This is a genomic window from Geobacter grbiciae, from assembly GCF_018531165.1.
Taxonomy (GTDB): domain Bacteria; phylum Desulfobacterota; class Desulfuromonadia; order Geobacterales; family Geobacteraceae; genus Geobacter; species Geobacter metallireducens.
The window spans coordinates 70,174-96,908 of the sequence record NZ_JAHDIW010000003.1; the positions used below are offsets into that span (position 1 = coordinate 70,174).

General features: G+C 62.2%; 30 protein-coding genes. 11 read left to right on the forward strand and 19 right to left on the reverse strand.

Translation table 11 applies throughout. The features are described 5' to 3' along the window. The first annotated feature begins 4 nt into the window (after window positions 1–4). The 9 genes from KJB29_RS05700 to KJB29_RS05740 all read left to right on the forward strand — a co-directional run bounded on the left by KJB29_RS05700 (window position 5) and on the right by KJB29_RS05740 (window position 6,565). Window positions 5–880, forward strand: a complete 876-nt coding sequence (locus KJB29_RS05700) for a CheR family methyltransferase (RefSeq protein ID WP_215733769.1) — start codon at window positions 5–7, stop codon at window positions 878–880. A 102-nt stretch (window positions 881–982) separates the two neighbouring features. Then, window positions 983–1,351, forward strand: coding sequence for a response regulator (locus KJB29_RS05705; protein WP_004512649.1), 369 nt, complete (start codon window positions 983–985; stop codon window positions 1,349–1,351). A gap of 61 nt (window positions 1,352–1,412) precedes the next feature. Continuing rightward, window positions 1,413–2,027 (forward strand): chemotaxis protein CheC, encoded by a 615-nt coding sequence (locus KJB29_RS05710; RefSeq protein WP_004512648.1) that lies wholly within the window; start codon window positions 1,413–1,415, stop codon window positions 2,025–2,027. Next, the gene (locus KJB29_RS05715) at window positions 2,024–2,512 is read left to right on the forward strand and encodes a chemotaxis protein CheD (protein ID WP_215733770.1); all 489 of its coding nucleotides are present in this window, start codon (window positions 2,024–2,026) and stop codon (window positions 2,510–2,512) included. Before KJB29_RS05710 ends, KJB29_RS05715 begins: the two co-directional genes overlap by 4 nt. Window positions 2,513–2,530: 18 nt before the next feature. Further along, entirely contained in the window at window positions 2,531–3,349 is an 819-nt protein-coding gene (locus KJB29_RS05720; protein ID WP_215733771.1) for a LolA family protein, read from the forward strand. Between the two features lie 92 nt (window positions 3,350–3,441). Next, complete coding sequence (locus tag KJB29_RS05725; RefSeq protein WP_215733772.1) at window positions 3,442–4,170, forward strand: LolA family protein; 729 nt, start codon at window positions 3,442–3,444, stop codon at window positions 4,168–4,170. 31 nt (window positions 4,171–4,201) lie between these two features. Next, window positions 4,202–4,687, forward strand: a complete 486-nt coding sequence (locus KJB29_RS05730; RefSeq protein ID WP_004512644.1) for a YajQ family cyclic di-GMP-binding protein — start codon at window positions 4,202–4,204, stop codon at window positions 4,685–4,687. A gap of 33 nt (window positions 4,688–4,720) precedes the next feature. Next, window positions 4,721–6,058, forward strand: a complete 1,338-nt coding sequence (gene rimO, locus KJB29_RS05735; protein ID WP_004512643.1) for a 30S ribosomal protein S12 methylthiotransferase RimO — start codon at window positions 4,721–4,723, stop codon at window positions 6,056–6,058. 87 nt (window positions 6,059–6,145) lie between these two features. After that, entirely contained in the window at window positions 6,146–6,565 is a 420-nt protein-coding gene (locus KJB29_RS05740) for a TraR/DksA family transcriptional regulator (RefSeq protein ID WP_004512642.1), read from the forward strand. 98 nt (window positions 6,566–6,663) lie between these two features. On the opposite strand, the gene gpmI is transcribed toward KJB29_RS05740, so the two are convergent. The 13 genes from gpmI to KJB29_RS05805 form a co-directional block, all read right to left on the reverse strand. Then, window positions 6,664–8,202 carry a 2,3-bisphosphoglycerate-independent phosphoglycerate mutase gene (gpmI, locus tag KJB29_RS05745; RefSeq protein ID WP_215733773.1) on the reverse strand — a complete coding sequence of 513 codons (1,539 nt, stop codon included), beginning with the start codon at window positions 8,200–8,202 and terminating at the stop codon, window positions 6,664–6,666. 28 nt (window positions 8,203–8,230) lie between these two features. After that, on the reverse strand, window positions 8,231–8,695 hold the full coding sequence (locus KJB29_RS05750; protein WP_215733774.1) for a 23S rRNA (pseudouridine(1915)-N(3))-methyltransferase RlmH: 465 nt from the start codon (window positions 8,693–8,695) through the stop codon (window positions 8,231–8,233). Next, complete coding sequence (gene rsfS / locus KJB29_RS05755; RefSeq protein ID WP_215733775.1) at window positions 8,692–9,087, reverse strand: ribosome silencing factor; 396 nt, start codon at window positions 9,085–9,087, stop codon at window positions 8,692–8,694. The genes KJB29_RS05750 and rsfS overlap by 4 nt, the downstream gene beginning before the upstream one ends. Next, on the reverse strand, window positions 9,077–9,727 hold the full coding sequence (nadD, locus tag KJB29_RS05760; protein ID WP_215733776.1) for a nicotinate-nucleotide adenylyltransferase: 651 nt from the start codon (window positions 9,725–9,727) through the stop codon (window positions 9,077–9,079). The genes rsfS and nadD overlap by 11 nt, the downstream gene beginning before the upstream one ends. Before the next feature lie 31 nt (window positions 9,728–9,758). Further along, window positions 9,759–11,015, reverse strand: coding sequence for a glutamate-5-semialdehyde dehydrogenase (locus KJB29_RS05765; RefSeq protein WP_215733777.1), 1,257 nt, complete (start codon window positions 11,013–11,015; stop codon window positions 9,759–9,761). Window positions 11,016–11,044: 29 nt separating this feature from the next. Continuing rightward, entirely contained in the window at window positions 11,045–12,166 is a 1,122-nt protein-coding gene (gene proB / locus KJB29_RS05770) for a glutamate 5-kinase (RefSeq protein WP_215733778.1), read from the reverse strand. Window positions 12,167–12,176: 10 nt separating this feature from the next. Continuing rightward, window positions 12,177–13,193, reverse strand: coding sequence for a GTPase ObgE (gene obgE / locus KJB29_RS05775; RefSeq protein ID WP_215733779.1), 1,017 nt, complete (start codon window positions 13,191–13,193; stop codon window positions 12,177–12,179). Between the two features lie 89 nt (window positions 13,194–13,282). Continuing rightward, window positions 13,283–13,540: a 50S ribosomal protein L27 gene (rpmA, locus tag KJB29_RS05780; RefSeq protein ID WP_207164208.1), complete on the reverse strand. Its 258-nt coding sequence runs from the start codon at window positions 13,538–13,540 to the stop codon at window positions 13,283–13,285. 81 nt (window positions 13,541–13,621) lie between these two features. Further along, on the reverse strand, window positions 13,622–13,930 hold the full coding sequence (gene rplU / locus KJB29_RS05785; RefSeq protein ID WP_004512633.1) for a 50S ribosomal protein L21: 309 nt from the start codon (window positions 13,928–13,930) through the stop codon (window positions 13,622–13,624). A 77-nt stretch (window positions 13,931–14,007) separates the two neighbouring features. Then, window positions 14,008–14,310, reverse strand: a complete 303-nt coding sequence (locus KJB29_RS05790; protein WP_215733780.1) for a Rieske (2Fe-2S) protein — start codon at window positions 14,308–14,310, stop codon at window positions 14,008–14,010. 24 nt (window positions 14,311–14,334) lie between these two features. Beyond that, the gene (gene purT / locus KJB29_RS05795) at window positions 14,335–15,513 is read right to left on the reverse strand and encodes a formate-dependent phosphoribosylglycinamide formyltransferase (protein ID WP_215733781.1); all 1,179 of its coding nucleotides are present in this window, start codon (window positions 15,511–15,513) and stop codon (window positions 14,335–14,337) included. An 18-nt stretch (window positions 15,514–15,531) separates the two neighbouring features. Beyond that, a complete protein-coding gene (rng, locus tag KJB29_RS05800) occupies window positions 15,532–17,034 on the reverse strand; it encodes a ribonuclease G (RefSeq protein ID WP_215733782.1) in 1,503 nt (500 codons plus the stop codon). Continuing rightward, window positions 17,024–19,552, reverse strand: coding sequence for a TIGR03960 family B12-binding radical SAM protein (locus KJB29_RS05805; protein WP_215733783.1), 2,529 nt, complete (start codon window positions 19,550–19,552; stop codon window positions 17,024–17,026). The genes rng and KJB29_RS05805 overlap by 11 nt, the downstream gene beginning before the upstream one ends. A 315-nt stretch (window positions 19,553–19,867) precedes the next feature. Here KJB29_RS05805 and KJB29_RS05810 point away from each other — a divergent pair, with 315 nt between their 5' ends. Beyond that, window positions 19,868–20,107, forward strand: coding sequence for a hypothetical protein (locus KJB29_RS05810; RefSeq protein WP_215733784.1), 240 nt, complete (start codon window positions 19,868–19,870; stop codon window positions 20,105–20,107). 89 nt (window positions 20,108–20,196) lie between these two features. On the opposite strand, the gene KJB29_RS05815 is transcribed toward KJB29_RS05810, so the two are convergent. From KJB29_RS05815 to KJB29_RS05840, 6 genes are all read right to left on the reverse strand, one after another. Then, window positions 20,197–20,574 carry an exosortase system-associated protein, TIGR04073 family gene (locus KJB29_RS05815; protein WP_215733785.1) on the reverse strand — a complete coding sequence of 126 codons (378 nt, stop codon included), beginning with the start codon at window positions 20,572–20,574 and terminating at the stop codon, window positions 20,197–20,199. Continuing rightward, window positions 20,571–20,987 (reverse strand): exosortase system-associated protein, TIGR04073 family, encoded by a 417-nt coding sequence (locus KJB29_RS05820; protein WP_215733786.1) that lies wholly within the window; start codon window positions 20,985–20,987, stop codon window positions 20,571–20,573. The genes KJB29_RS05815 and KJB29_RS05820 overlap by 4 nt, the downstream gene beginning before the upstream one ends. A gap of 76 nt (window positions 20,988–21,063) precedes the next feature. Then, window positions 21,064–23,298 (reverse strand): DNA polymerase domain-containing protein, encoded by a 2,235-nt coding sequence (locus tag KJB29_RS05825; RefSeq protein WP_215733787.1) that lies wholly within the window; start codon window positions 23,296–23,298, stop codon window positions 21,064–21,066. 69 nt (window positions 23,299–23,367) lie between these two features. Beyond that, the gene (locus tag KJB29_RS05830) at window positions 23,368–23,973 is read right to left on the reverse strand and encodes a peroxiredoxin (protein WP_004512624.1); all 606 of its coding nucleotides are present in this window, start codon (window positions 23,971–23,973) and stop codon (window positions 23,368–23,370) included. A gap of 122 nt (window positions 23,974–24,095) precedes the next feature. Next, complete coding sequence (locus tag KJB29_RS05835; RefSeq protein ID WP_215733788.1) at window positions 24,096–24,839, reverse strand: ATP-binding protein; 744 nt, start codon at window positions 24,837–24,839, stop codon at window positions 24,096–24,098. A gap of 46 nt (window positions 24,840–24,885) precedes the next feature. Further along, window positions 24,886–25,242, reverse strand: a complete 357-nt coding sequence (locus KJB29_RS05840; protein ID WP_011366158.1) for a nitrous oxide-stimulated promoter family protein — start codon at window positions 25,240–25,242, stop codon at window positions 24,886–24,888. Window positions 25,243–25,347: 105 nt separating this feature from the next. Here KJB29_RS05840 and pcnB point away from each other — a divergent pair, with 105 nt between their 5' ends. Next, entirely contained in the window at window positions 25,348–26,721 is a 1,374-nt protein-coding gene (gene pcnB / locus KJB29_RS05845; protein ID WP_215733789.1) for a polynucleotide adenylyltransferase PcnB, read from the forward strand. Window positions 26,722–26,735 lie beyond the last annotated feature (14 nt).

Genomic DNA, 26,735 nt, shown 5'->3' on the forward strand with positions numbered 1-26,735 from the left:
GGCCATGATTTTACCAACATGGATGGCAACCGAGAGTGACGAAACCTCCCTTGATTTCCCCGATCACGCCCTGGAGCGGGTCCGGGACATCCTGAGGCTTCGTCGAAACTTTGACATCAGCAGTTATAAGGACAAGTATCTGAAGCGGCGGATTGCCATTCGGGTAAGGGCGACCCGCTCCGTGACGGCAGACGCCTATTGCGATCTCGTGGCAGGAAACGAAAGGGAGCTGGAACTTCTCCTCAAGGGGCTCACCATCCACGTGAGCCAGTTTTTCCGCAACAATTCCACCTTCGAGGCGCTGCGCGGAACGGTCCTCCCGGCGATCTTCGACCGGCTTCGGCGCGAGGGGCGGGACAGTGCTACCTTTTGGAGCGTCGGCTGCGCTAGCGGCGAAGAACCTTACTCGCTGGCGATCATCCTGAGAGATTCGTTCCGCGAGTCACTGAAAGAGTTCAAGGTTTCCCTCGTGGCGACCGATATAGATGGAGGGATACTTGATGCGGCCCGCGCCGGGATATATTTTCCGGAGCGTCTCGCCGAGGTTCCTGCCGAAGTTAAGGATCGCTATTTCAGGCCCATGGGAGAGCGGTTCGTGCTGGATCCGACCATCAGGGAGATGGTGGACTTTCGCCGCAGCGACCTGTTCGACCCTGAATCATCCGTCGAGAGCGACCTGATTCTCTGCCGCAATGTTCTCATCTACTTTGAACGGAGTGAGCAGGCGCGGATTCTGCGAGGGTTCGTTTCTTCTCTCCGTACCGGGGGGGTGTTGGTGCTCGGCAAGGCAGAGACCCTCGTCGCAGAGGTGCGGCAGCGGTTTGCCACCCTCTGTCCCATGGAGCGGATTTACCAGAAGAACCGTTTTTCAGTCTACTGAGGCCCGCTGCCGAGCCCTGCCGCCGAATGGCAGCAATGCTTGCGCCGAAAGTACCGGCTGAATTTCATAAAGAGATCCAGAAAGCCGAAACATGGAGGATTCATGGCTAAGAAGAGAGTGATGGTCGTTGACGATGCCCTGTTCATGCGGAACATGCTGCGGGGCATTCTGGAGGCAAACGGTTTCGAGGTGGTGGCCGAGGCGGCGGACGGAGCTGAGGCGGTGGTGACCTATCGCGACGTCCGGCCCGACATCGTGACCCTTGACATTATTATGCCGGTCAAGAACGGCATCGAGGCGCTCCGCGAGATCATGGCCATCGACCCTCACGCCCGGGTCGTCATCTGCAGCGCCGTAGGGCAGGAGTCCCTTGTCCAGAAGGCCCAGAGCTTTGGTGCGCGGGATTTTATCCTGAAGCCCTTTAACCCCGACCGGGTCAAGGAGATCATCAAGAAGGTCTCCGAAGGGTAAGCGTCGGTCCGTAGTTTTTTTTCACTCACCAAGCCGGCAATGGAATAGGGGGAAAAGCTGCATGAAATTCGATGCATTGACAGAGGAACACCTGGATGCCCTACGGGAGGTGAGCAATATCGGGGTGGCGCACGCTGCCACAGCCCTTTCCCAACTTATCGGCCGGAGCATCTCGCTCACCGTCCCGAAGGTGCTCCTGACGGAAATCTGCAAGGTGCCCGAGGTCTTCGGCGGTGCCGAAAAACTTGTCGTGGGCATCTATCTGCAGATGCTCGGCGACGCCCGGGGGAACATCCTCATCGTTCTCCCCCGGGACAGTGCTCTGAAGCTTCTTTCGCGATTGTTGCCCCGGGAAAAGAGCGAAGGGACACTCCTCACCGAATTGGAGATCTCGGCCCTCAAGGAGGTGGGAAATATTCTCGCTTCCGCCTATCTGAACGCCCTTGGTGCCCTCATGGGGAAGACCTTGATCCCTTCCGTGCCGGTCCTCTCCTTTGATATGGTCGGTGCCGTCATCGACTACGCCCTCATTGAACTGGGGGAGATCGGCGACCTGGCTCTCATGGTCGAAACCGACTTTTTTGGAGAGGAGGAGAAGATCAACGGGCAGTTTTTCCTCCTTCCCGACCCCGAGTCCCTGAAGATAATCCTCAATGCCATAGGGGTGAAACTTTGAGCAAGATTATCAGCGTCGGCATATCGGAGCACAAGGTTGCATCTGACCCGGTGGTCCTTGTGACCTACGGGCTCGGCTCCTGCGTCGGCATCGCCCTCTATGATCCCGAAGTCCGGATCGGCGGGCTTGCACATACCCTGTTGCCCGCCCCCGTCCGCGAAGTGCAAGGTGCGGAAAGGACAGCCAAATTCACCTGCTGGGCCGTCGATCTCATGGTGGAGGAACTCCTCAAATGCGGTTGCGCCCCTGAGCGACTTGTGGCAAAATTAGCCGGCGGTGCCACCATGTTCGAGCCCCAGTACCGCTCGACCCACGGCGGCATCGGCGAGCGCAATGTCGCTGCCGCCAGGGAAGCCCTGGAGCGGAGCGGTATCCCCCTTGTGGCCGAGGATACGGGGGGGGACTACGGGCGGAGCCTGGAGTTCAATACAACAACCGGGATCATCATGGTCAGGGCGCTGCAGCAGCCCATAAAGCAGCTTTAGCGGCCGCGCGGAGGGGGCATGAAGATTTACAGGCTCGTCATCGTGGTATTCCTGGCGCTTCTCGTAGGGGCGGTTCCCGCCACGGCGGCACCGGTGGTTAGGGTGAACGCCGGCCTTCAGGATGTCATCGACACGGTGGAGAAGTCGTTCAGATCGGACAGGAATACCGGCCTTCCTCCCCTTGCCACGGTGACTGCCGACTTTTTCCAGCGCTCGACCATTGCAGGGAAGGAACGGGAGATGCGGGCCGACGGCCAGATGTACCTTAAGACGGCTTCCAGCCGCGAGCCGCTCATGTTCCGCTTCGACTACTTCCGCCCCCTGAAGCAGGAGATCGTTTCCGACGGCCGGACCCTCTGGATGTACCTCCCCGAGAACCGTCAGGTGATCGTGAGCGACGTGACGCCGGTCTTCAATCCCTTTACCTTTAATCCAGACCGGGACCGGGCATCGAATTTCCTCCAGGGGCTGCCGCGGATATCCAAGGATTTCCTGATTGTCTTTTCACCCCAGGGGCAGGACATCGCCGGCAACTACGTGCTGGAACTGACCCCTCGCCGGGCCACCGCGGCCATCGCAAAGCTTTTCATCGTCGTTCCCCGTGAGGCGGTCCTGAGTTATGTCCAGAGCGGGAGAACCTCGGTGAACACTGTCTCCAGCATCGGCCGCCAGGAATGGCCGTTTCCGATTCTCTCCACCACCATGGTGGACCATCAGGGGAGCACGACCCTCATGGAGTTCAGCAACGTGCGGACGAACATCATGCTGAGCGATAGCCTCTTCTCGTTTGCTGTTCCGCCAGGGGTCCAAGTGGTGAAGCCACCCCGGAAGCACTGACGCAGATTTTCCGTAAGGTTTGTTGGCGGGGGCGGTATGAAACATGCCGCCCCCGCTGTTTGCATGGACCATCAACCGCTCAGGAGGAGCCCATGATCTTTCGCCGCCTTTTGCCGTGCCTCGTCGCGGCCCTTATGGCCTTAGCCCCGACTCTTGCCGCTGCAGCCTCTGTCAGCGAGGTGGTGACGGCCTTGGAGAAGGGGTACGCATCCCTCAGGGACCTGCAGGCCTCTTTTGCCCAGCGCTCCGAGCTGGCCTCGGTAAAGAAGGCACAGACCGGCGCCGGGGAAGTATTCATCCGCAAGGGGAGTGGAGCAGGGGCCATGTTCCGTTTCAACTACACCAAACCCCGCCAGGAGATTATCTCCAACGGCAAGAAGGTCTGGTACTACCTTCCCGAGAACCGGCAGGTAATGACCATGGACGCTGCCTCCCTCTTTGCGGGGGGAGGAGGGGTGGCTCTATCATACCTTACGGGGATGGGGGAGGTTTCCCGGGACTTCACGGTCCGTTTCGTGGGGGACGGGAAGGATGCCCGGGGGAACTACGTCCTGGAGCTTGTGCCCAAGAAGCCGGGCCAGGCTTTCCAGAAGCTCCACCTGACCGTGTCGGGCCGGGCCGTGGAAGAGTACCTGACACAGGGCCGCGCAACGGTGCCGTTTCCCATTGTGTCATCTGTGGTCTTCGATCAGATGGGCAACCGGACCGCCATCGAGTTCAGCAAGGTCAAGGTAAACCGGGGGGTGAAGGCTTCGCTCTTCACCTTTACGCCTCCCCCGGGTGTTGAAGTGATACAGAACCCCATGGGGGGAGTCCGATAACAAAGGCACTAACCAGATAAAGGAGGAGATGATGCCGTCATTCGACATCGTTTCAAAGGTGGACATGCAGGAAGTGGACAACGCGGTCAATCAGGCCGTGAAGGAGATCGGCCAGCGCTATGATTTCAAGGGATCCAAGAGCGAGGTGACCCTGGAGAAGGATGCCATCAAGATCCTGGCGGACGACGACTTCCGGCTGAAGGCCATCGTCGACATCCTCCAGTCCAAGTTCATCAAGCGGGGGATTTCACCCAAGGCCCTTCAGTACGGCAAGGCCGAGACCGCCTCCGGTGGCATGGTGCGGCAGATCATCACCGTCCAGCAGGGTATCTCCAAGGAGAAGGGGAAGGAGGTCGTGGCCGTCATCAAGGATACCAAGCTCAAGGTTCAGGGGCAGATCCAGGATGACCAGGTGCGGGTCACCGGCAAGAACCGGGACGACCTCCAGGAGGCGATCCGGACCCTCAAGGGAAAAGATCTGGGGATCGAGCTTCAGTTTGTGAATTTCAGGGATTAGACGTTACGGAAACAGAGAGAGGGAGCGGATCTGATGAAGGAAAAAGTTAGCATGGTCAGCCTCGGCTGCCCGAAGAACCTGGTGGACGCCGAGGTGATGCTCGGCTGCCTGGCCAAGGACCAGTACGAGATTACCACCGACGAGCACGAGGCGGACATCATCATCGTCAACACCTGCTCCTTCATCGGCGATGCCAAAAAGGAGAGCATCGACACGATTCTCGATCTGGCTGACCGCAAGCACGACGGCCGCTGCAAGCTCCTCGTCGTGACCGGCTGTCTCCCCCAGCGCTACCAGGAGGAACTGGCCACGGAGCTTCCCGAGGTGGACATCTTCGTGGGGACCGCCGACTATCCCCGCATCGCCGAGATCATTGCCGAGAAGCGGGGCGTTGCCGAGCAACTCCGCTACATCAGCGACCCCAACTACATCTTCGACGAGAGCCTGCCGCGGCTCAAGTCGTCCCCCGCCTACACCGCCTACCTGAAAATCGCCGAGGGGTGCTCCAACTGCTGCTCCTACTGCGTCATCCCTTCGCTGCGGGGTGCCCTCCGCTCCCGCCCCCTGGACAACCTCCTCATGGAGGCCCGGACTCTGGTCGCCACCGGCACCAGAGAGATTAATCTCATTGCCCAGGACATCACCGCCTGGGGGCGCGACCTGCCGGGAAGCCCTACCCTGGAGGAGCTTGTCCGGGAACTGGCGAAGATCGTGGGACTGCGCTGGATCAGGCTTCTCTACGCCTACCCCGACGGGATCACCGACGGGCTCATCGAGATCATCAAGACCGAGCCCAAGGTCTGCAAGTACCTGGATATCCCGATCCAGCACATCAGCGATCCGGTCCTGAAGCGGATGAACCGCCGGAGCACCGAGCCCCAGATCCGGGCGCTCATCGCGAAGATCCGCGCCGAGATCCCCGAGATCGCGCTCCGCACCTCCCTCATCGTCGGCTTCCCCGGTGAGACCGAGGAGGATTTCCGCACCCTTCTCCACTACGTGGAGGAGACCCAGTTCGACCGTCTCGGCGTCTTCTGCTACTCACGGGAGGAGGGGACCCCGGCTGCCGGGATGGAGGACCAGGTTTCGGAGCGGGTCAAACGGGACCGCTACAAGAAGCTCATGAAGGTTCAGGCGAGGCTCTCCTTCAAGCGGAACCGCCGCCTCATCGATACCGAGGAGGAAGTGATCGTGGAGGGGTACAGCGACGAGACCGACCTCCTCCTCAAGGGACGTTCGTCCCGGCAGGCCCCCGACATCGACGGCCAGGTCTACATCACCGCCGGCAATGCCAACGTGGGGGATATTGTGCGGCTGCGGATCACCGATTCGTCCGACTATGACCTCATCGGCGAGATTGTTGAAGAGTAATGGGCCTGAAATTTGCTTGACAATCAAAAGTTTTTGAGTAACATTTCGAGACCTTTTGGCCCACCTTATAACGATGGAGTGATGTAAATGGTTGAAAAACAAGACGAAATGAAGGCTCTTCTCCTGAAGGCAAAGGAGGAGATCCTGGCAGGGATAAACAAGGCGCTGAAGTCGGGGTCCGAGACGAACACCGGCGAGCCCACGGGCGACATTTACGACCAGGCGTCCAGCGAGCGGGACCGGGAACTGGGGCTTCTCCTCAACGACCGGGAGCGGGATAAGCTGCGCCAGATCGATGAAGCCCTGCTCCGCATCGCCGATGGCGAGTACGGCATTTGCGAGGAGTGCGAGGAGGAAATCCCCCTCGGGCGCCTCAAGGTGATGCCCTTTGCCCGCTTCTGTGTCCGCTGCCAGTCGGACATGGAAAAACTCCAGGCCCAGACCCGGCGCGTGGAGGAAGAACGGTCCTACCGCGAGGTTTCCTTCGGCGAGGAAGAGGAAGGGTAGCAGCCGACCAACAAAAAGGTTAACGGAAACGGAAAAAGGGCGCCACGTGATGCGGCGCCCTTTTTTTGTCAAATGAAAGAATTCTTGTCAAAAAACTGTCATGATTGGGCGATGAGGCTCTTTCCCGTCATCTCCGCCGGCTGGGAAAGGCCCAGAATCTCCAACATGGTGGGGGCGATGTCGGCCAGGGTGCCGGCACGAAGCCGAACCCCTTTGCGGCTGTCATCCACGAGCACCAGGTGGACCGGCTCGCTCGTATGGGCGGTGTGGGGGCCTCCGGTCTCGTCCATCATCTTCTCGGCGTTACCATGGTCGGCGGTGATGATGACGGCGCCTCCTTTCTCCCGCACCTTTGCGACAATGCGCCCCACGCAGTTGTCCACCGCTTCCACGGCCTTGGCAGCCGCTTCCAGGATCCCGGTATGCCCCACCATGTCGGCGTTGGCAAAATTGACGATGACCACGTCGTAGGCATCGCTTTCGATTCGCTCCAGGAGCTCGTCGGTGACGGGGTAGGCGCTCATCTCCGGTTTCTGGTCGTAGGTGGCCACCTCCTTGGGTGAGGGGATGAGGCAGCGCTCCTCAAGGGGGAACGGCTCCTCGACGCCGCCGTTGAAGAAGAAGGTGACGTGGGCGTATTTTTCTGTCTCGGCGATCCGCAGCTGCCGAATCCCGGCATGGGCAAGGACGTCGCCGAGGATGTTCTTGAGCTCCTCTGGGCCAAAGGCGATTGGGAGGCCGAAGGTGGCGTCGTACTCGGTCATGCAGACGTAGGAGGCAAGGCTGGGCCATGCCTTCCGCGCAAAGCCCGGGCAGTCGGGGAGGGCCAACGCCCGGGTGATCTCCCGGGCCCGGTCGGAGCGGAAGTTGAAGAAGATGAAGCCGTCGCCGTCCCGCAGCTCTCCCCGCGGCGCACCATTACTCACAATCACCGCCGGCTCCACGAATTCATCGGTCACATCGGCGGCGTAGCTTGCCTCTATGGCTTCGGTCGAGCTTCCCCGTGGTACCCCTTCGCCCAGGACCATGGCGTTGTAGGCCCGCTCCACCCGTTCCCAGCGGTTGTCCCGGTCCATGGCCCAGTACCGCCCCATGACCGTGGCGATGGTGCCGGTGCCGATGCGGGCGATTTCCTCTTCCAGCTGGGCCAGGTAGTCGGCGCCGCTCTTGGGCGGGGTATCGCGGCCGTCGAGAATGGCATGAATGAACACATCAGTGAGCCCCTGGCGCTTGGCCAGCTCCAGCAGGGCGTAGAGGTGGGTGTTGTGGGAGTGGACCCCTCCGTCGGAGAGGAGCCCTGCCAGGTGGAGCCGTCCGCCGGCAGCCTTGGTTCTTGCAATGCACTCCAGGAGCACCGGGTTGGAGAAGAAGTCGCCGTCCTGGATCGCCTTGGTGATGCGGGTGAGGTCCTGGTAGACCACCCGCCCGGCGCCGATGTTCAGGTGTCCCACCTCCGAGTTCCCCATCTGGCCATCGGGAAGTCCCACCGCCATCCCCGATGTCTGGATTTCGGTGGTAGGGTAGGTGGCAAGGAGGGTGTCAAGGTTCGGGGTCCGGGCCTGGGCCACGGCGTTGTGCTCGGCGCTGGGGTTGATCCCCCAGCCGTCGAGGATCATGAGCATGAGGGGGCGGGTCATGGTTCCTCCACAAAGATAGAAGTTCATATCATGAGTGATGATACGGTTCGCCGTTGAGGATGGTATGGGCCCGGTAGATCTGTTCGAGGAGGATGACCCGCACCATCTGGTGGGTAAAGGTGAGACGGGAGAGGGCGAGCACTTTGTCGGCCCGGGCCCGGAAGCTGTCGGCAAAGCCGTAGGCGCCGCCGATGGCGAAAACCATCTCGGGCACGGCGTTGTCCCGGCATTTGCCCATGAAGGTCGCCAGTTCCGGGGATGTCAGCTGGTCGCCCCGCTCATCCAGCAGGACAAGGCGGGCGTTCTTCGGCACCAGCTTCTCCAGCCGCTCGCACTCCCGGGCCCGCATGGCCTCGGCGGCGGCTCCCTTCTCCTCACGGGCCTCGGCGATCTCCAAGGGAGCGTAGCGCCTGATCCGGCCCGCGTACTCGTCGATGCCATGCCGCAGCCACTCCTCCTGGGTCTTGCCGACCCAGAGGACCTTCAGCTTCACGCCGGGATACTCTCTTTCCCTTCCCAGAGCCACGCGTCGGGAATCTCCGACGTCGGGGCCGATGACCAGAGTTCGTCCAGGTTGTAGTAGCGGCGGACCTCCTCCTGGAAGACATGGACGAGGACGTCACCGTAGTCGATGACGACCCAGTTACCTTCCTTGAGCCCCTCCACATCGAGGGCCTTGCCGTACTTCTTGAGCCCCTTCTTAACCGAATCGGCGATTGCCTGGACCTGTCTGTCGGAGCGGCCCGAGGCGAGCACCAGATAATCGGCGATGGACGAAAGACGGCCGATCTTCAGGATCTTTACGTCGAGGGCCTTCTTGTCGAGGGCGAGGCGGGCACATTCAAGGGCCCGCTCAAGGGGGGCGAGGGTCGGTTTATCGGTCATGGGTGTAAATCCTTTGTTCCGTGATGTAATGCGCGACCGGCTCCGGCACCAGGTACCTGATGGAACGGCCCAGACGGGCGAGTCTGCGGATGGCGCTTGATGAGATGTCCAGGGGGATGCCGGCCAGGTAGTAGACCGAATATCCCGAGCGGTGGGCGAGGCGTTTTTCTGCGGCATGATAGCAAAACTGCGGCGCCACCGCAACGGGGAGGGTCGCCGCCAGATCGCAGATAACGGCGCCGGGGCGCTCCACCGCCACGATGTTGCAGGAGGAGAATATAGCTTCGTACTCGTGCCAGGAGCCGAAGTCCAGGAAGGAGTCGCTGCCGATGATGAAGTAGAACTCGTCCCCGGGGCGCTCCCGCCGCAACTCCCGCAGGGTGTCGATGGAGTAGGATTTCCCCGTCCGCCTCCCTTCCAAGTCGGAGACGACGAAGGAGGGGTTGTCCGCCGTGGCAAGGCGGACCATCCCGCACCGGACCTCGAAGGAGATCCCTCCCTCCATGGGTTTGTGGGGAGGGGAAGCCGCGGGGATGAAGATGACCTGGTCCAGGGCGAACGCGTCCCGGACCTCCTCCGCAATGCGGAGGTGGGCGTGGTGGATCGGGTTGAAGGTGCCGCCGAGAATCCCCGTTCTCATGCTCTGCCGGTCTCTGGTCCCTGGTCCCCGGTCACTGCCTTACCTGGCCGTCGCCGTAGACGATGAACTTGGTGGTCGTCAGATCCTCAAGTCCCATGGGGCCGAAGGAATGGAGCTTGGTGGTGGAGATGCCGATCTCCGCGCCGAGCCCCAGCTGGTTCCCGTCGGCGAAGCGGGTGGAGGCATTCACGAGGACCGTGCTGGAGTTCACCTCCCGGATGAAGCGCTGGGAATTATGGTAGTCTCCCGTGACGATGGCCTCCGTGTGGAGGGAGCTGTAGGCGTTTATGTGGTTTATGGCCTCGTCCAGGTTGTCCACTACCCGGACGGCCAGGATCAGCTCCAGGTACTCGGCCTGCCAGTCCTCTTCCGTGGCCTTCTTCGCCTGGGGGGCGAACTGGCGGACGCAGTCATCGCCCCGCAGCTCCACCTTGAGGTCGGTCAGGGTTGCGGCGATGCGGGGGATGAAGGTTTGCGCCACATCCTTGTGGATAAGGAGCGTCTCCAAGGCGTTGCAGACTCCGGGGCGCTGGACCTTGGCGTTCACCACGATCCGCTCGGCCATGTCGAAATCAGCCGACGCATCCACAAAAACGTGGCAGACCCCCTTGTAGTGCTTGATGACCGGTATCTTCGAATGCTCCACCACGAAGCGGATCAGGCTCTCGCCCCCCCTCGGGATGATGAGGTCGATGAACTCCTCCTGCTTGAGCATCTCCAGGACCCCCTCGCGTTCCGGGAACGGGATGACCGACAGGGCCGCCTTCGGGATGCCGGCCCGCTCCATCTCCTCTCCCAGGATGCGGGCGATGGCGAGGTTGGAGTGGATCGCTTCGGATCCCCCCCGCAGGATCACGCTGTTCCCCGCCTTGAGGCAGAGGGCTGCGGCGTCGGCCGTCACGTTGGGGCGTGCCTCGTAGATGATACCGATGACCCCCAGCGGAATCCGCATCTTCCCCACCATGAGGTTGTTGGGGCGTTTCCACATCCGCGTCACTTCCCCCACGGGATCGGGGAGTCCCGCCACCTCCCGCAGGCCGTCGGCCATGGCCTTGATGCGTGCCTCATCCAGCATGAGCCGGTCGAGCATGGCGCTGGAAAGCCCCTTCTTCTCCCCGGCCTCAAGGTCCTTGCGGTTCTCGTCGATCAGGTGCGGGGTGTTGCTGATGAGGGCCATGGCCATGGCCATGAGAAGGTCGTTCTTGGCCGTGGTGGGGAGCTTCGCCATGGCGATGGCGGCCTGGCGGGCGTCGGCGGCGATGGTGCGGATCTGTTCAGCGATGGTCACTGGAGGTGCCTCCTTGCGCATAGTCGGCTTTACAAAAGAACCAGGTTGTCCCGGTGGATGATCTCGTCCCCGTACTTGTAGCCGAGGATCGCCTCGATCTCGTTGCTCCGGTGGCCGAGGATCCGCTCGATTTCGGCGTGGGAGTAGTCCACCACCCCCCGGGCGATCTCGGTGCCGTCGGCCCCGCAAACCCGGACACAGGCCCCCCGGTCGAACTCTCCCTCCACTCGGATTACCCCCGAGGGGAGGAGACTTTTCCCCTGACGGGAGAGGACCGTCCGGGCTCCGTCGTCCACGATGACCCGGCCGCTGGGGCGCAGGGTGTGGGCGATCCAGTGCTTGCGGCGGTTGAGGCTCTCCCGGGCGGGAAGGAAAAGGCTTCCCACCTCCCGGCCGGCAAAGGCCTCGGTGAGAATTCCCGGCACCGTGCCGTTGAGCATGAGGGTCGGGACGCCGAACTGCCCCGCCTTCTTGGCGGCGGCCAGCTTCGTCACCATGCCGCCGGTGCCCACGCTGGAGCCGCTGTCACCCGCGGCCCGCTCGGTCTCCCGGGTGATGCTCTTTACCAGGTGGATAAGCTTGGCATCGGGGTTCGCCCGTGGGTCGGAGTCGTAGAAGCCGTCGATGTCGGTCAGGATCACCAGGAGGTGGGCCTCGGCCAGATTGGTGACCAGGGCCGAGAGATTGTCGTTGTCGCCGAACTTGATCTCGTCCACCACCACGGTGTCGTTCTCGTTGATGACGGGAATGACGCCGAAGTCCAGGAGCGTGTCGAGCGTTGCCCGGGCGTTCAGGAAACGCCGGCGGTTGGCGAGATCGTCACGGGTGAGGAGTATCTGGGCCACCTTATGGCCGAAGCGGCCGAAGTCCTCTTCGTAGGCCCGCATGAGGCGCGACTGGCCGATGGCGGCAGCGGCCTGCTTCTGGGGAATGCTCTTGGGCTTCCCTTCGATTCCGAGCTCGCGCCTGCCGGCAGCCACGGCACCCGACGAGACGATGATGACCTGGCGCCCCTGCTGCCGCAACGACACGGTCTCAGCGGCGAGCCGGGCGATGAAGGCGTGGTCGAGGCCGTTCTCGTCGCCGGTGAGGACCCGGCTCCCGATCTTGATGACGATCCGTTTGACCTTTTTGAGGATGGACGTGCGCATTGGTACCAATCTACCACTCTTCCTCGGCCGCGCCCCAGAGGTGGCGGGCGATCTCGTCCAGAAGTGGCGGGATTCCCTCGCCGGTGGCGGCGGAGATGGGAAATACCTTCACTCCCCGCTCCCGGAACCACTCCTGTACGGCCGGGAGGTTCTCCCGGACCACCGGGAGATCGATCTTGTTGATGACGGCGATCTGCTCCTTGTCGGCCAGTTCCGGGCTGAAGAGGGCCAGTTCCCGGTTGAGGGTCTCGTACTCCCGGATCGGGTCCCGATCGGGGATCCAGGAGAGATCGATGAGGTGGAGGAGGATGTTGGTCCGCTCCACGTGCTTGAGGAACCGGTGCCCCAAGCCCGCCCCTTCGGAGGCCCCTTCGATGATGCCGGGGATGTCGGCCACGACGAAGGAACGGTAGTTCTTGTAGGGAACCACCCCCAGGTTCGGCTTGATGGTCGTGAAGGGGTAGTCGGCGATCTTGGGCCGGGCCGCGGAAACCTTGGTAATGAACGACGACTTCCCCACGTTGGGGAATCCCAGGAGTCCCACGTCGGCCATGAGCTTCAGCTCCAGCCGCAGCCAGCGCTCCTCCTCGTCCTCACCCGGCTGGGCGAACTTGGGTGCCCGGTTGGTGGAGGTGGTGAATCGGGCGTTACCCTGGCCACCGCGTCCCCCCTTGAGGAGGACCACGGCCTGTCCCGGCTCGGTCAGGTCCGCAAGGATTTCCCCGGTCTCCGCGTCTTTCACGATGGTTCCGGGGGGGACAGGGATGGTGAGGTCATCGCCGTTGGCGCCGTGACGGTCCTTCCCCATGCCGTTTTTTCCCCGCCCCGCCTTCAGGTGGGGGCGGTAGCGGAGGTCCATGAGCGTGGAGAGGTTCGGGTCGACGGTGAAGATCACGTCGCCACCCTTGCCGCCGTCTCCGCCGTCGGGGCCGCCAAAGGGGATGAACTTCTCCCGGCGGAAGGAGACGCACCCAGCGCCGCCGTGCCCCGACTGTACGTGGATTTTTACTTCATCGATAAACTGCATCGTCGTATCTCGTATCCTGTTTCAAGAAACAACAAAAGCCCGGAACTCGAAAGTCCCAGGCTCTTGGGTTTGTGCGACCCGCCAACGCGTTAGTTGGCCGGGTAGACGGAGACCTTCTTCCGGTCGCGGCCCAGTCGCTCGAACTTCACCACGCCGTCGATGAGGGCGAAGAGGGTGTAGTCCTTGCCGCACCCCACGTTGGTGCCGGGGTGGATCTGGGTGCCGCGCTGGCGGTAGATGATGTTCCCCGCCTTGACGTTCTCGCCGCCGTACTTCTTGCAGCCGAGTCGTTTTGATTCGGAATCGCGCCCGTTCCGTGTGGAACCGACGCCTTTCTTGTGTGCCATGGTGTTAAACCTCCTGACGGCATGCCGTATCGGTAGTCAGGACTGCCGGGCCGTCGTTGCGAAAAAATGCTGTGGTGCTGATTACCCGTTGATCTTTTCGATCTTGAGTACGGTTCTCGGTTGACGGTGCCCGCGCAGCTTCTTGCTGTCCTTGCGCTTCTTGGACTTGAAGACGAGGATCTTCTTGTCCTTGCCCTGTTCGACGATCTTGCCGACCACAGAGGCGCTGGGCACTAACGGTGTTCCGATCTTGACCGTTTCGCCGCCAACCATCAGGATGTCCTTGAGTTCGATGGTGTCGCCCACCGCCCCCTCAAGCTTCTCGACTTTCAGAAAGTCGCCTTCGGAAACTTTGTACTGCTTCCCTCCGGTTCTCACTACCGCGTACATGTACTTCACCACCTTTGTTCAAATTTTTTGACGAGCTTGGAAGGTTAACCGGAACAGCGCGAGGAGTCAAGAAATTTTTATTCCAGACCCACCAGCACATCGTCACCTGCCACCTCCACCGGATAGACCTTGAGGGTGTACTCGGGAAACTCCTTGCAGGCCCCGGTCTTCAGGTTGAACCGATAGCCGTGGCGCTGGCAGGAGATATGCCCTTCCTCCTTGACCAGGGCGCCGGATAGGGGGGCTCCCTGATGGGGGCACTCGGTCTCGCAGGCGTAGATGTTTCCCTTGGTCTTGACGAGGAGGATCTCCTGGCCGTTGACGGTGACAATTTTATTTCCCCAGTCGGGTACATCGGAAACTTTGGCCGCGAAATCCATGACAAACCTCCTTTTGGATGATGGTCAGAGGGTGACGATCTTCACTGCATGGGCTGCCTGCTCGGCCCGGTTTCTCGCCTCATCGGTGTCGGCGCCGAAGGAGAGTGCGACCCCCATCCGTCGTCCCGGCCGGGTGTCGGGTTTTCCAAAGAGGCGCAGCTTCGTTTCCGGGACAGAGAGGGCGGCGTCCAGGCCGGAGAAGGTGACCTCCTCGGCTGCTTCCGAGGCCAGGACGACATGGGAGGCCGCCGGGGCCAGGTTTACCACCTCCGGAACGGGAAGGCCAAGGATTGCCCGGACGTGAAGCTCGAACTCGGAGAGATTCTGGGAGATCATCGTGACCATGCCGGTGTCGTGGGGGCGGGGTGAAACCTCGCTGAACCAGACCTGATCTCCCTTGATGAAGAGTTCCACCCCGAAGATTCCGGAACCCCCGAGAGCGTCGGTCACTGCTTTGGCCTGGCGCTGGGATTCCGCCAGGGCGGCCGGCGTCATGGCCATGGGCTGCCATGACTCGTGGTAGTCCCCCTTGATCTGCACGTGGCCAATGGGAGGGCAGAAGGAGGTGCCCCCGGCGTGGCGCACGGTCAGGAGCGTGATCTCGTAGTCGAAGGGAATGAATTCCTCAATAATCACGGTGTCTGAGGCCCCCCGGCCCCCTTTCATGGCGTAGGCCCAGGCGCCGTCGATTTCATCCACGCCCTTTACAATGCTCTGTCCCTTACCGGAGGAGCTCATGATCGGTTTCACCACGCAGGGAAGACCGATATCCTTCACCGCCGCCCGGAACGATTCGATACTCGCGGCAAAGCGATAGGCAGCCGTCGGCAGGCCCAGCTCTTCCGCCGCCAGACGCCGGATGCCTTCCCGGTTCATGGTCAGGTTGGCGGCCCGGGCCGTGGGGATCACGGTGTACCCCTCCTGCTCCAGTTCCAGGAGGTAGGGGGTGTCGATCGCCTCGATTTCCGGGACGATAAGGTGGGGCCGTTCCCGGGCCACGATCCGGCCGAGCTCGACCCGGTCGAGCATGTTGACGACATGGGCGCGGTGGGCCACCTGCATGGCGGGAGCATCCGCGTAGCGGTCGACGGCGATCACCTCGATGCCGAGCCGCTGGGCTTCGAGCACAACCTCTTTCCCGAGCTCGCCGGAGCCGAGGAGCATGATGCGCGTGGCGCTTTTCTTGAGAGGGGTTCCGATCATGGGAGAATTCCTTTGTTCCTAGCTGATGGCGATCTCGAACTGCTCCTGGTGGAAGCCCGGCTTGGCCCGGACGGTGATCCGTTTCTTGAATTTCTTCTCCAACTCCTCCAGCCCTCGGCGCTCTTCGTCGTAAAGGAGGTCGGCCACCTGGGGGTGAACGGTGAGGGTCGCCTTGGTGCCGCGGATGTCGAGCATCTCCCGGCGCAGTTCCCGGAAGATCTCGTGGCAGACCGTGGTCTTGGATTTCACGTAGCCGCGCCCCTCGCAGTAGGGGCAGGGTTCGCACATCATCCGGCCGATGGACTCGCGCACCCGCTTGCGGGTCATCTCCACGAGGCCCAGCTCCGAGATCTTCAGGATATTGGTCTTGGACTTGTCGGCCTTCATGGCCTCTTCCAGGGCCGTGAAAACCTTTTCCCGGTTCACCTCCTTCTCCATGTCGATGAAGTCGATGATGATGATCCCGCCGATGTTCCGGAGCCGGAGCTGGTAGGCGATCTCCTTCACCGCCTCCAGGTTGGTCTTGAGGATCGTATCCTCCAGGTTGTGCTTCCCCACGAAGCGGCCGGTGTTGACGTCGATGGCGGTCAGGGCCTCGGTCTGCTCGATGATGATGTAACCCCCGGACTTGAGCCAAACCTTGCGCCCCAGTGCCCGGCTGATCTCCACCTCGAGCCCGAAGTGGTCGAAGATCGGCTCCTCGTCGTCGTAGAGCTCCATGGAGTACTTCATCTTCGGCATGAAGGTGGAGATGAACTGGATGATCTTGTCATGCTCGGTCTTGGAGTCCACCACGATGCGGGAGACGTCCTCGGTGAGGATGTCGCGGATCACCTTCTGGGTCACGTCCAGGTCGGCGTGGATGAGGGAGGGGGCGTGCCCCTTGTCGTTGCGCTTGACCACCTCGTCCCAGAGCTTGGTCAGGTAGTTCATGTCTGAGACGAGATCCTCCTCGCTCTTCCCTTCGGCGGCGGTCCGGACGATGAAGCCGCCGTTCTGGGGCTTCATCCGCTCCACGATCTCCTTGAGCCGTTCCCGCTCCTGCTCCTCCTCGATCCGGCGGGAGATCCCCACGTGATCCACCGTGGGCATGTAGACCAGGTGCCGACCCGGCAGCGAGATGTGGGAGGTGATCCGCGCCCCCTTGGTGCCGATGGGCTCCTTGGACACCTGGACCAGGATCTCCTGCCCCTCCTGGAGGAGTTCCTCGATGGGGTGGAGGGGTTGGAGCACCTGCTGCTCCCCTTCGCTGTCCTCGCCGTTGCGGTCCATGAAGGAGTCGAACTCCTCCATGGCGTCGAAGACGTCGGCCACGTAGAGAAAGGCTGCCTTTTCCAGGCCGATGTCCACGAAGGCCGCCTGCATGCCGGGGAGGACCCGGACAACCTTCCCCTTGTAAATGTTCCCGACGATCCCCTTCTCGCGGCTCCGCTCGATGTAGAGTTCGGCGATGGTGCCGTTCTCGATGAGGGCGATGCGGGTCTCGTGGGACGAGGTGTTGATTACCAGTTCATTGGCCATTGCACATACCCTGTATAGATAAAATTGAAGATTCTTTGAAAAGGACGTCGAGCTTTTCGATGCGGGCACCGGCCAGCTCTTCGGGTGAAAGCCCCGTGATGGCGGCGGCGTACTCAAGGGGTTTTCCCCGGCCGATGGTCAGCTCCAGGGTCGGGCCATCGACGGTGAGTGAGGCCAGTTCGTGGCGCAGGTCGTATTCCTGGATTCGCCCCTTTTTTGCCCGCTGAAGGGGGAAGCTGTCCCGGGCAAGGAATACCTCTGCCCGGGCGGCAAGGTCGCGAGCCGCTTCCTCCGGCAGGATAATCCGGTAGCGAACCTTGTCCATGAGCACCGACAGGGACGGCGTCCCCGGCGGGATCACCACGGCCTCGACGATCCGCATCCCCTCGGGGAGTGCGGCGTTGAGCCGGTCCCGTACTTCCCCCGGCGCGGGGCCGGGGATGAGCTCCATGTCGAGATATTCGGCCCATGATTCTACACCGACCGAAAGGGCAGTGGCAAACGAGAATTTGGGGTGGGGGTGGAACCCTTGGGAGAACCGGATGGGGAGCCGGGCGCGTCCCACGGCCCGGGTGAAGAGACCGATCATCTCCAGGTGGCTCAGGTAGCGCATGGCACCGGTCTTTGTGTAGCGAAGCCGCATGGTCACTTTCGCGTCGGTCTCGACAGGGGGGACCGTGGCGGGTGCGCTGCCTTTCTGCCACGCCGGATCGGTGGTCCGCATGGCGATCCGGTCGAAGTCGCAGATGCCGCAGCCGGTGCAGCGCCCCGTGCGGCAGTCGCCGGTGGGCTCCCCGGTCCACGCCTTTTCCAACTCCTGGCGCAGGAATGCCCTGGTCACACCGAAGTCCAGGTGGTCCCAGGGGAGTGTTTCGTCGATTCCCCGGCGACGGTGGTAGAAGGCAGGGTCGATGTCGCAGGCAGCGAAGGCCTCGTGCCACGCATGACGGTTCAGCCGGTCACCCCATCCGTCGAAGCGGCATCCCAGTTCCCACGCCTTGGTAAGTGCGGCGCCCAGGCGCCGGTCCCCCCGGGCAAAGACCCCTTCCATGAAGGAGAGAGGAGCGTCGTGCCACTTGAGGCCCAGCTTGCGCTTCTTCAGCTCGTCCCGGAGAAAGCGCTGCTTGGCAACGGTCTCCTCCGTGGTTATCTGGGGCTCCCACTGGAAAGGGGTGTGGGGCTTGGGGACGAAGGTGGAGACGGAGACGTTCACCTCGCCGCCGCTGCCGGCCCGCTTCCCTTCCTGTTTTACCTTACGGGCCAGATCGGCGATGCCGAGGAGATCCTCCTCGGTTTCGCCAGGGAGCCCGATCATGAAGTAGAGCTTGATGACCCGCCAGCCGTTGGAAAAGGCTTCGAAGGCGTTGCGGAGGAGGTCTTCTTCCGAGATCCCCTTGTTGATAATCGTGCGCAGTCGCTCGCTTCCCGCCTCGGGGGCCAGGGTGAAGCCGGTCTTGCGGACCTTGCGGATCTCTTCGACCAGCTCCTGGCTGAGGCTCCCGACCCGCAGTGACGGCAGCGCCACGGCGATCCTCTCGTGGGCATAGCGGACCATCAACTCCCGCAACAGCGGCGTGAGGCAGCCGTAGTCGCCGGTGGAGAGAGAGAGGAGCGACACCTCGTCGTAGCCGGTGTTCCGCAGGGTCTCCTCAACGAGCTTAAGAATCGTTTCCGGGGAGCGTTCCCGCACCGGCCGGTAGAGGTACCCCGCCTGGCAGAAACGGCACCCCCGGGTGCAGCCCCGGCCGATCTCGATGCTCACCCGGTCGTGGATCGTCTTGAGAAAGGGGACAACCGGAGCCGTGGGGTAGGGGGCCGTATCGAGATCGGAGAGAAACCGCCGCCGTACCCGACCGTGGGCAGGACGCAGGGGGATGATGGCGTCGATGGTGCCGTCGTGGTTGTAGCGGGGCTCGAAGAAGGAGGGGACATATACCCCGTCGATACCCGCAAGGCGTTCCATGAGCCACTGTTTCGACTCGCCGCGCCGCTTCCGCTCCCGGCAGGCCGCGGCCATCTCCACGATCGCCTCCTCCCCGTCCCCCAGAAGGACGGCGTCGAGGAAGTCGGCCAGGGGCTCGGGGTTGCAGGCGCAGGGGCCGCCGGCGGTGACGAGGGGGAATTCCTCCCCCCGGTCAGCGGCCCGGAAAGGGATACCGGCCAGGTCGAGCATGGTGAGAATGTTGGTATAGGAGAGCTCGTACTGGAGAGTGAACCCGATGATGTCGGCCCGAGCCAGGGAGGTCTGGCTCTCCAGGGTCGCAAGGGACTCGCCGAGGCTCCTCAGTTGTGCTTCCCGGTCGGGCCAGGGGGTATAGGCCCGTTCCGCGGCGATCCCCTCCTCCCTGTTCAGGATATCGTAGAGAATCTGGAGTCCCAGGTGGCTCATCCCCACCTCATAGACATCGGGGAAGGCGAGGACGAAGCGGAGTTCGGCATCCTCCTTCGGGCGGGAGCCGATTTCATCTCCTGTGTAGCGGACAGGTTTTTCTATGGCGAGCAGATTGTTATACGACACTAGTTGGGTTCTCCGTGTGAGGGACGACAGAGGGATGCCATACAGGTTAAATATTCAAATTTAGTGAATTAGTCGTGATTTGGCAAGGCAAAAGACCATGGTTTGCCTTGGCCGTTCCATTCCCGGCGGTAAATCCTGGTGCCTTATATGCGGTAGCCGCCGGAGCATATGCGGTTATGTTGCGATCTATTTCCTTCCCCTGATCGAGGTCGTCTGGGTTTGCAATGGTGTTATTTCAGTGAGTTGAAGGTATTCTTGAGAAGTGGCACGTTCCCTGCTTAAAGATACGACAAAATATCCTTTGGAGGTGTTGTAATGAAGAAAGTTGTTTCCTCGATCGTTGCTGCTCTTGTTGCCGTTGCCTTTGCCGGTGCTGTTTTCGCTGCCGAGCCGAAGAAAGAAGCTGCTCCGGCTGCCGCTCCGGCTGCTGAAGTGAAGAAAGAAGAGAAGAAGCCGGCTGCCAAGAAGGCCAAGAAAGCCAAGAAGGCCAAGAAAGCCGTGAAGAAAGAAGAAGCCAAGCCTGCTGAGGCCCCGGCTGCTCCGGCTGCGAAGTAATAAGTCCCCTAAGGACGTAAAAAAGCCGCATCTTCGGATGCGGCTTTTTTTGTGTCTAATGAGTGTCGGCCTGATGTACCGTCCTTGGGCTACTCCTTTTCCCAAACGTAGGCCGGGTCCATGTAGGCGTCGAAGAAGCCGGGCCAGGAGATAAAGAACGTCACCGCTTCCCCCGCACCGGCCAGGGTCCTCGCCACAGTCATTCCCACTCCCTTCAGGGGGCCGACGATCAATCCCTTTGCCGGCCCCTCTTCCTGCCAGGTGACATAAATCTGCTTTGGAAACTCCAGCCAGCCGGTCGCCGTGTTGGCTACCCCCCGGGCGAACTTGTTGGCCATGCCGTCAACCACCTCTTGGGCCGAGGCGTCTTCGACCGAGGTTATGCTTTCGGCATGGACCCGTTGGTGCTGCCCACAAACGAGCAGGCAGGCGAGGGCTGCTCCGGTAATCAGTCGTCCCGGTTTCATTGCCCCTCTCCCGACTCTGTCTCCATCGTCACGCCACCTTCCTCCACAGTCGCGCGCTGGGGCGGCTCCCATCCTTTCCATACGAAGTCGGGTTCGATCATGGGGTCGTAATATCCCGGCTGGGGGACGGGAAAAAAGACTGCCTCGGTGGCGCCGATGAAGGCCCGGTAGAGGGTCATGCCGACTCCCTTGAGGGGGCCGATGACGTAACCCACGTTGCCCCGGTCACGGACGCTCAGGTACGACTGCTTGGGAAGTTCCACGATAGCCGTTGCAACATTGGTCACGCCGCGGGCCAGTTTGAAGGCCATTTTTTCCACGACGAATTCCGGTTTCGGTTCGTCCTGGGCAAAGAGGGGTGTTGAGCAGGAAAGGGTCAGCGTCAGGGCAAGAAACCATGCGAAAGAACGCATATATTCTCCTTTTGCCGGCATGTGATGGGAGTTTCTTACCCCTTGTAGCACACTTGCCGACAGGTGGCAAGCGGCCTCAGTCAAAGAGGGTAGGCTCCTTTGACAGGTAGGGGGCAAGCCTTTTCACGAACTGGTTGAGCTTGTCGAGATAGAATTCCGTATTTTCATCGGGCCGGGTTGGATCGTATTGGGAGACCGGCTTGCAGTTTTCGTAGACGGTCACCCTTTTTCCGTGTCCCGTTACGTAGTAGCTGATCTGATCGCCGGCCCGGAAGGGGCGCTCGGCGCGCAGGGCTATCTCGAATGCCGCCGACGGGTTCCGCTTCCCTTGGCGGACCTTCTGGAGATAGGTGGGCGGCGCTTCGCCGAGGGTTTTGGTGCGGGCGAGGCTCTCGATGGGGATGAGGTGGTTCCGCAGACGCCGGATGCAGTCCTCGTGGAACGCCGGGATTTTTGCCCCGTCGCCCTGCAGCAGGAGCCGGACCGCCGTTGCCATGAAGTCCCGCAGGTACCGTTCGATCCCCCGGGAGCGGAGGGCGCTTCCCCTGACAATTACCTTCCCGTGGTGGTCCAGGAGGGCGTAGTTCTTCATCTTGTAGGAGAGGATGGCGCGGTACCGGCCGTCCATCTCCACGGCGATCCCTTCCGGGAGGGTTGCAGAGAGCTCCCGGACAAGGGCCTCCTCCTGCCCGATGGTTTCTATCCCCTGCGGAGGGATGAAGTAGATGCCGTCGGTGTCCACTTCCACGGGACGAGCCCCGTGCCGGCGAAGCCATTCGATCATGTCCTGGATCAGCTCCCGACCCAGGCGGGTCACCTCGGCGGCCACCCCCGGGTCGGAGAAGGTGTGGATGGTGGTTCCCAGGTAGCCGTAGAAGGAGTTGATGAGCACCTTGAAGGTCTGCTGGAGGGCATTGAAGTAGTCTCGCTCGTGGGGGGGCGCCGCCACCCGTGCCCGCTCCTTGGCGGCGAGGCGGAACTGCCGCAACTGCGCCAGGAGCGGCAGGAAGAGCCCCAGGTGCTCCCGTCGGGGGGCGAGGCCATAAGCAAGCATGATGGAGGGGTAGAGGGAGGCCACGTCGCAGTGGACGATGGGGCCGAGAACGCCGGTCTCGAAGACGGCGGTGTACCCGCCCTCGAAGGTCCCCCCGGATTCGGCAGGTTTCGGGACTGCAGCGCCCTGCCGCAGGTATTCCCGCAGAAAGAGGGCGTTGATCCGCGTGGCGTTTCCCCGGATGACGCAGGTCTGGTAGGAATAGGGGAAAATGCGGGCCTGGAGGAACCAGGGGTAGGAGAGGAGCCGCGACAGGGCCAGGGTCTCCCGCACGTCGTCCAGGTTGTAGCGCCTGAGCGCCTCCGGATCGCTGCGGAAGACTTCATCCATGGCCTGGCGGTCCAGGTAGACCCGGTCGGGGGAGGCAAGGCCGAAGTGGATAGCCGCCTGCTTGAGGCCGTGGCTCTCCAGTTCCCGGCTGGAGACGTCATAGATTTGAAGGAGGAAGTAGGTGTCCATGACCGAGCGGCCGTATATGTTCCAGCGGGGATAGTCGATGGTCCGCTCCGCCACGGTGAACCGGGATGGGTGGACCCTGGGTTCGCTCCCGTCGCGCCCCCAGCGGAGCCTGACCCCGTGCCGGGCTGCCCGGGCCCTGATGTATTCGAGATCAAAGCGGAAGAGGTTGTGCCCTTCGATTACGTCCGGATCCCGCTCCCGGATGATGGCGGTGAGCCGCTCCAGCATCTCCCGCTCGGAGAGTGCATGTGCCGACAGGTACTCCTCATAGCCCCCCTCTTCCATGACGGCGATGGAAAGGATGTGGTCCTCCTCCCGAGCCGGGTTGGAGAACTCGAACCCCTCGGCGCAGGCGGTCTCGATATCCAGGGCCAGGCGGCGCAGCGCATTGAATTCCAGCCCTTTGAAGAAGGTGGTGCCGGCGAGGAGGAGGTGCTGGTGCACCGGGTCCGGGAGAAAGAGGTAGGGAGCGTCAGGGGCGGAGGGGGTATGGCCGGTCCGCTTCGCCGAGAAATCCCGGGCGGCGAGGCATTCGGACCAGTCGGCGAAGAGGGCCAGGTAACGGAAGGCGCCGGGGCCGGCCAGGGGGCGGGTCTCGACGTCGCTCCGGAAGCCGCCCAGAAGGGCCCGGTCCTCCAGGAGGATGAAGGGGCGGAAGGGGATGTCCCTGAAGATGACGCCGCCAGGCGTGCGGATGAAGAGGCGGATGAACCGTCCCGCCAGTTCGGCGGCAACGATCCCTTCCGTGGGGTCGGCGCCGGAGAGGAGGGGGCTTTCGGTGAGGCGGGGCTCGGCCATGGAATCCTCGGAGAGATAAAAAAGGCACGGTCGCCGGACCGTGCCTTTCATTTCGCTGCGTGGAGGCGGCTACCCTGCGGCATGCTTCGCCAGGTAGTCGGCAACGCCGGCGGCCGTGGGCTTCATGGCCTCGTCACCCTCCCGCCAGTTGGCGGGACAGACCTGGTCGCCGTGGGTTTCCACGAACTGGAGGGCGTCCAGCATCCGCAGGGCCTCGTCAACGCTCCGCCCCAAGGGGAGGTCGTTGATGACGGCGTGGCGGACGATCCCCTTGGTATCGATGAGGAAGAGTCCCCGAAGGGCGACGCCGCCGTTCTCGAAGAGAACGCCGAACTGGGTGGCGATTTCCTTCTTCAGGTCTGACACCAGGGGGTACTGGATGTTGCCGATGCCGCCATCTTCCACCTTCGTGTTTTTCCAGGCCAGGTGGGTGAACTTCGAATCCACGGAGACGCCGATGACTTCGCAGTTCTTGGCCTTGAACTGGTCCAGCTTTTTGTTGAAGGCGAGGATTTCCGAGGGGCAGACAAAGGTGAAGTCCAGGGGATAGAAGAAGAGGATCACGTATTTCCCACGAAAGCTCGACAGCTTGATGGTGGCGAAGGTGTTGTCGGGCAGGACAGCGTCGGCTGCGAAATCGGGGGCCTCTTTGGTGACGAGGGTACACATGCACATGGAATGGTCTCTCCTTTCGTGCGGCGAATGTGATTGCAATGACAGTGAAAGAGATACCAGCCGCAGTGCCCCCTGTCAATGGAAAAAGACAAAAAGAATCCCGTTTGTCTTTTGCAGTGGATTTATCCCTTAACATCCCCCTGGATGCCGATGGTCACCTCCCTGAAGGGGATATTTTTTCCGCTGGCGGCCAGGGCCTGACGGGCCGCCATGACGATGCCGCCGCAGCAGGGGACTTCCATCCGCAGGACCGTGATGCTCTTGATGGAGGAGACCCGGAAGAGCTCGGTCAGCTTCTGGAGATAGGCGTTGTTGTCATCCAGCTTGGGGCAGCCGATGACGAGGGCTTTTCCCTCCAGGAATTCCCGGTGAAAGTCGCCATGGGCGAAGGCGACGCAGTCGGCGGCGATGAGGAGATCGGCGTCCTGGAAGTAGGGGGCCGTGGTCGGGACCAGGTGGAGCTGCACGGGCCACTGGCGCAGCCGGCTGGCGATCTTCCCCCCTGCGGGATGTTCGTCGGCGGGGTGGGAGGGCGCGAAAGCCATGGCCCGGGAGCCGGGACAGCCGCCGGCATGGTGCCCGTGGGTCTGCGGGGGAGGGGGTGTGTGGTGGGCGAGTTCGCGGCCCGTCCCCTTCAGGTGCTCGTCCACCGCAGCCTCGTCGAATTCGTCCGCTTCCCGCTCGATGATCCGGATGGCGTCCTGGGGACAGTCCCCGAGGCAGGCCCCGAGTCCGTCGCAGAGGTTGTCGGCGGCAAGGACCGCCTTGCCGTTCACGATTTTGATGGCCCCCTCGGCGCAGGCGGGGACGCAGACGCCGCAGCCGTTGCACTTCTCTTCGTCGATCTGTACGATTTTCCTGATCATGGCAGATATCTCCTTTACACCTTTATGTTCGTGTCGTTGGTTCGGTTCAGAAAAGGAAATGCAGGAGGTAATCGAGTCGGCCCCGCATGATCATCCGTTTCCCCGAAAAGCCCATGACCTCCCGGATCTTTGCCCGGTACTCCTTGCTGTAGCAGTGGATGCGGCAGCTCTTGCATGAGGGCTTCGGGTCCAGGGGGCACTTGCGGCGTTTCTGGATGCCGTGGGCAAGGAGGGCGGCGCATTCGGGGCAGAGCTCCACTCCCCTGGAGTAGCGGCGCTGCAGCTCCGGAGGCAGGTCAAAGGGGGCGCGGAGGGAACGGTCGTGGCAGGCGTGACAGTAGACCCTGACAAAGTCGACGAGTACCTTCACATCCTTCAATTGTTTGTTCGAGAACGTTTCCATGGGGTCATCATAGGTCAAGCAGGTCGACCTTGTCATGACCAATGTCAAAAAATACCCGTTTTTTGACTGCTCGGGGGCTTTTTGCTTTTGTCCCCGTTGTGTGCTATGAAAACCCCTATGAACAGCGAACCAGTCATCATCCCCCGCCCCGATCATCCCATCTCCCGCTCCCAAGTGAGCCCCAACGCACTCCGGGTTCTCTACCGTCTCAAGGATAACGGCTACATTGCCTACCTCGTGGGAGGATGCGTCCGCGACCTCCTGCTGGGACGGGAACCCAAGGATTTCGATGTGGCCACCAACGCCACCCCAAACCAGGTGAAGCGGCTGTTTCGCAACTGCCGTCTGGTGGGACGCAGGTTCCGGCTCGCCCACATCCATTACCAGGACGAGATTATCGAGGTTGCCACTTTCCGGGCCCTGGCGCCGGAGGAGCCCGAAGATACCGCGCCTGCTCCGGTCTCCCCGGAGAACGTGCCCGGCGAGGGGGAGCGCCCCCGGCCGCCCCGCCATGTGGTGAGCGACGAGGGAATGGTGCTGCGGGACAACGTCTTCGGGACCCCTGAAGAGGACGCCGTGCGGCGGGACTTCACCGTGAACGCCCTGGCTTACAATATCGCGGATTTTTCCATCATCGACTATGCGAATGGCATGGAAGACCTGCGGCGGGGGGTGATCCGGACCATCGGCGATCCCCTTGTCCGCTTCACGGAAGACCCCGTCCGGATGCTGAGGGCGGTGCGCTTTGCCGCCACCCTGGGTTTCACCGTGGAGGCTGCCACCTGGCAGGCAATCCGGGAGCTGGCCCCCGCCATCACCCGGGCCACGGCCCCCCGACTCTACGAGGAGGTGCTGAAGCTCTTCCTCTCGGGTGAAGGGGAGCGGGTCTATCAGCTGCTCCGCCAGGCAGGGCTTTTCAGTCATCTCTTTCCCCGTTTCAGCGCCTGGCTCGACCGGGAGATCGACGGTTTTCCCCATTCCCAGGTCGGCAAGGCCCTGGAGTGGGCGGACGATCAGGTGGGGGGCGGAGAGCCGGTCTCGCCCCCCCTCCTTCTCGCCCTCATGTTCGGCGAGTACGTGGAGGAACGGGCCGCGGAGTTGGCTGATGCGGGGATGCCGGTGCCGGACGCGGTCAACGAGGCAATGGCCGGCTTTCTTGGCGAGCAGGCGCCGATCATTGCCATTCCCCAGCGGATCGCGCTCGCTGTGCGGGAGATTCTGCTGATTCAGCACCGTCTCCGGAAGATACCGGGGAAGCGGCCTCAGGGGGTACTTGCCCGATCCTGCTTTGCCGAGGCCCTGGCCTACCTCCGTTGCCGGTGCGCGGTGACGGGGGAGGGTGGAAAAATTCTCGCCTGGTGGGAGCGCTACGCCCGGGAAAGCGTCATGCCGCCGGTGGAGCCGATGGCTGGCGGAGGAGAAGCTCCCCCGAAACGCCGGCGGCGCCGGGGGAAAAGGCGGAAGCCTCCTGCCGCGTGAGAGTCGACGGGATT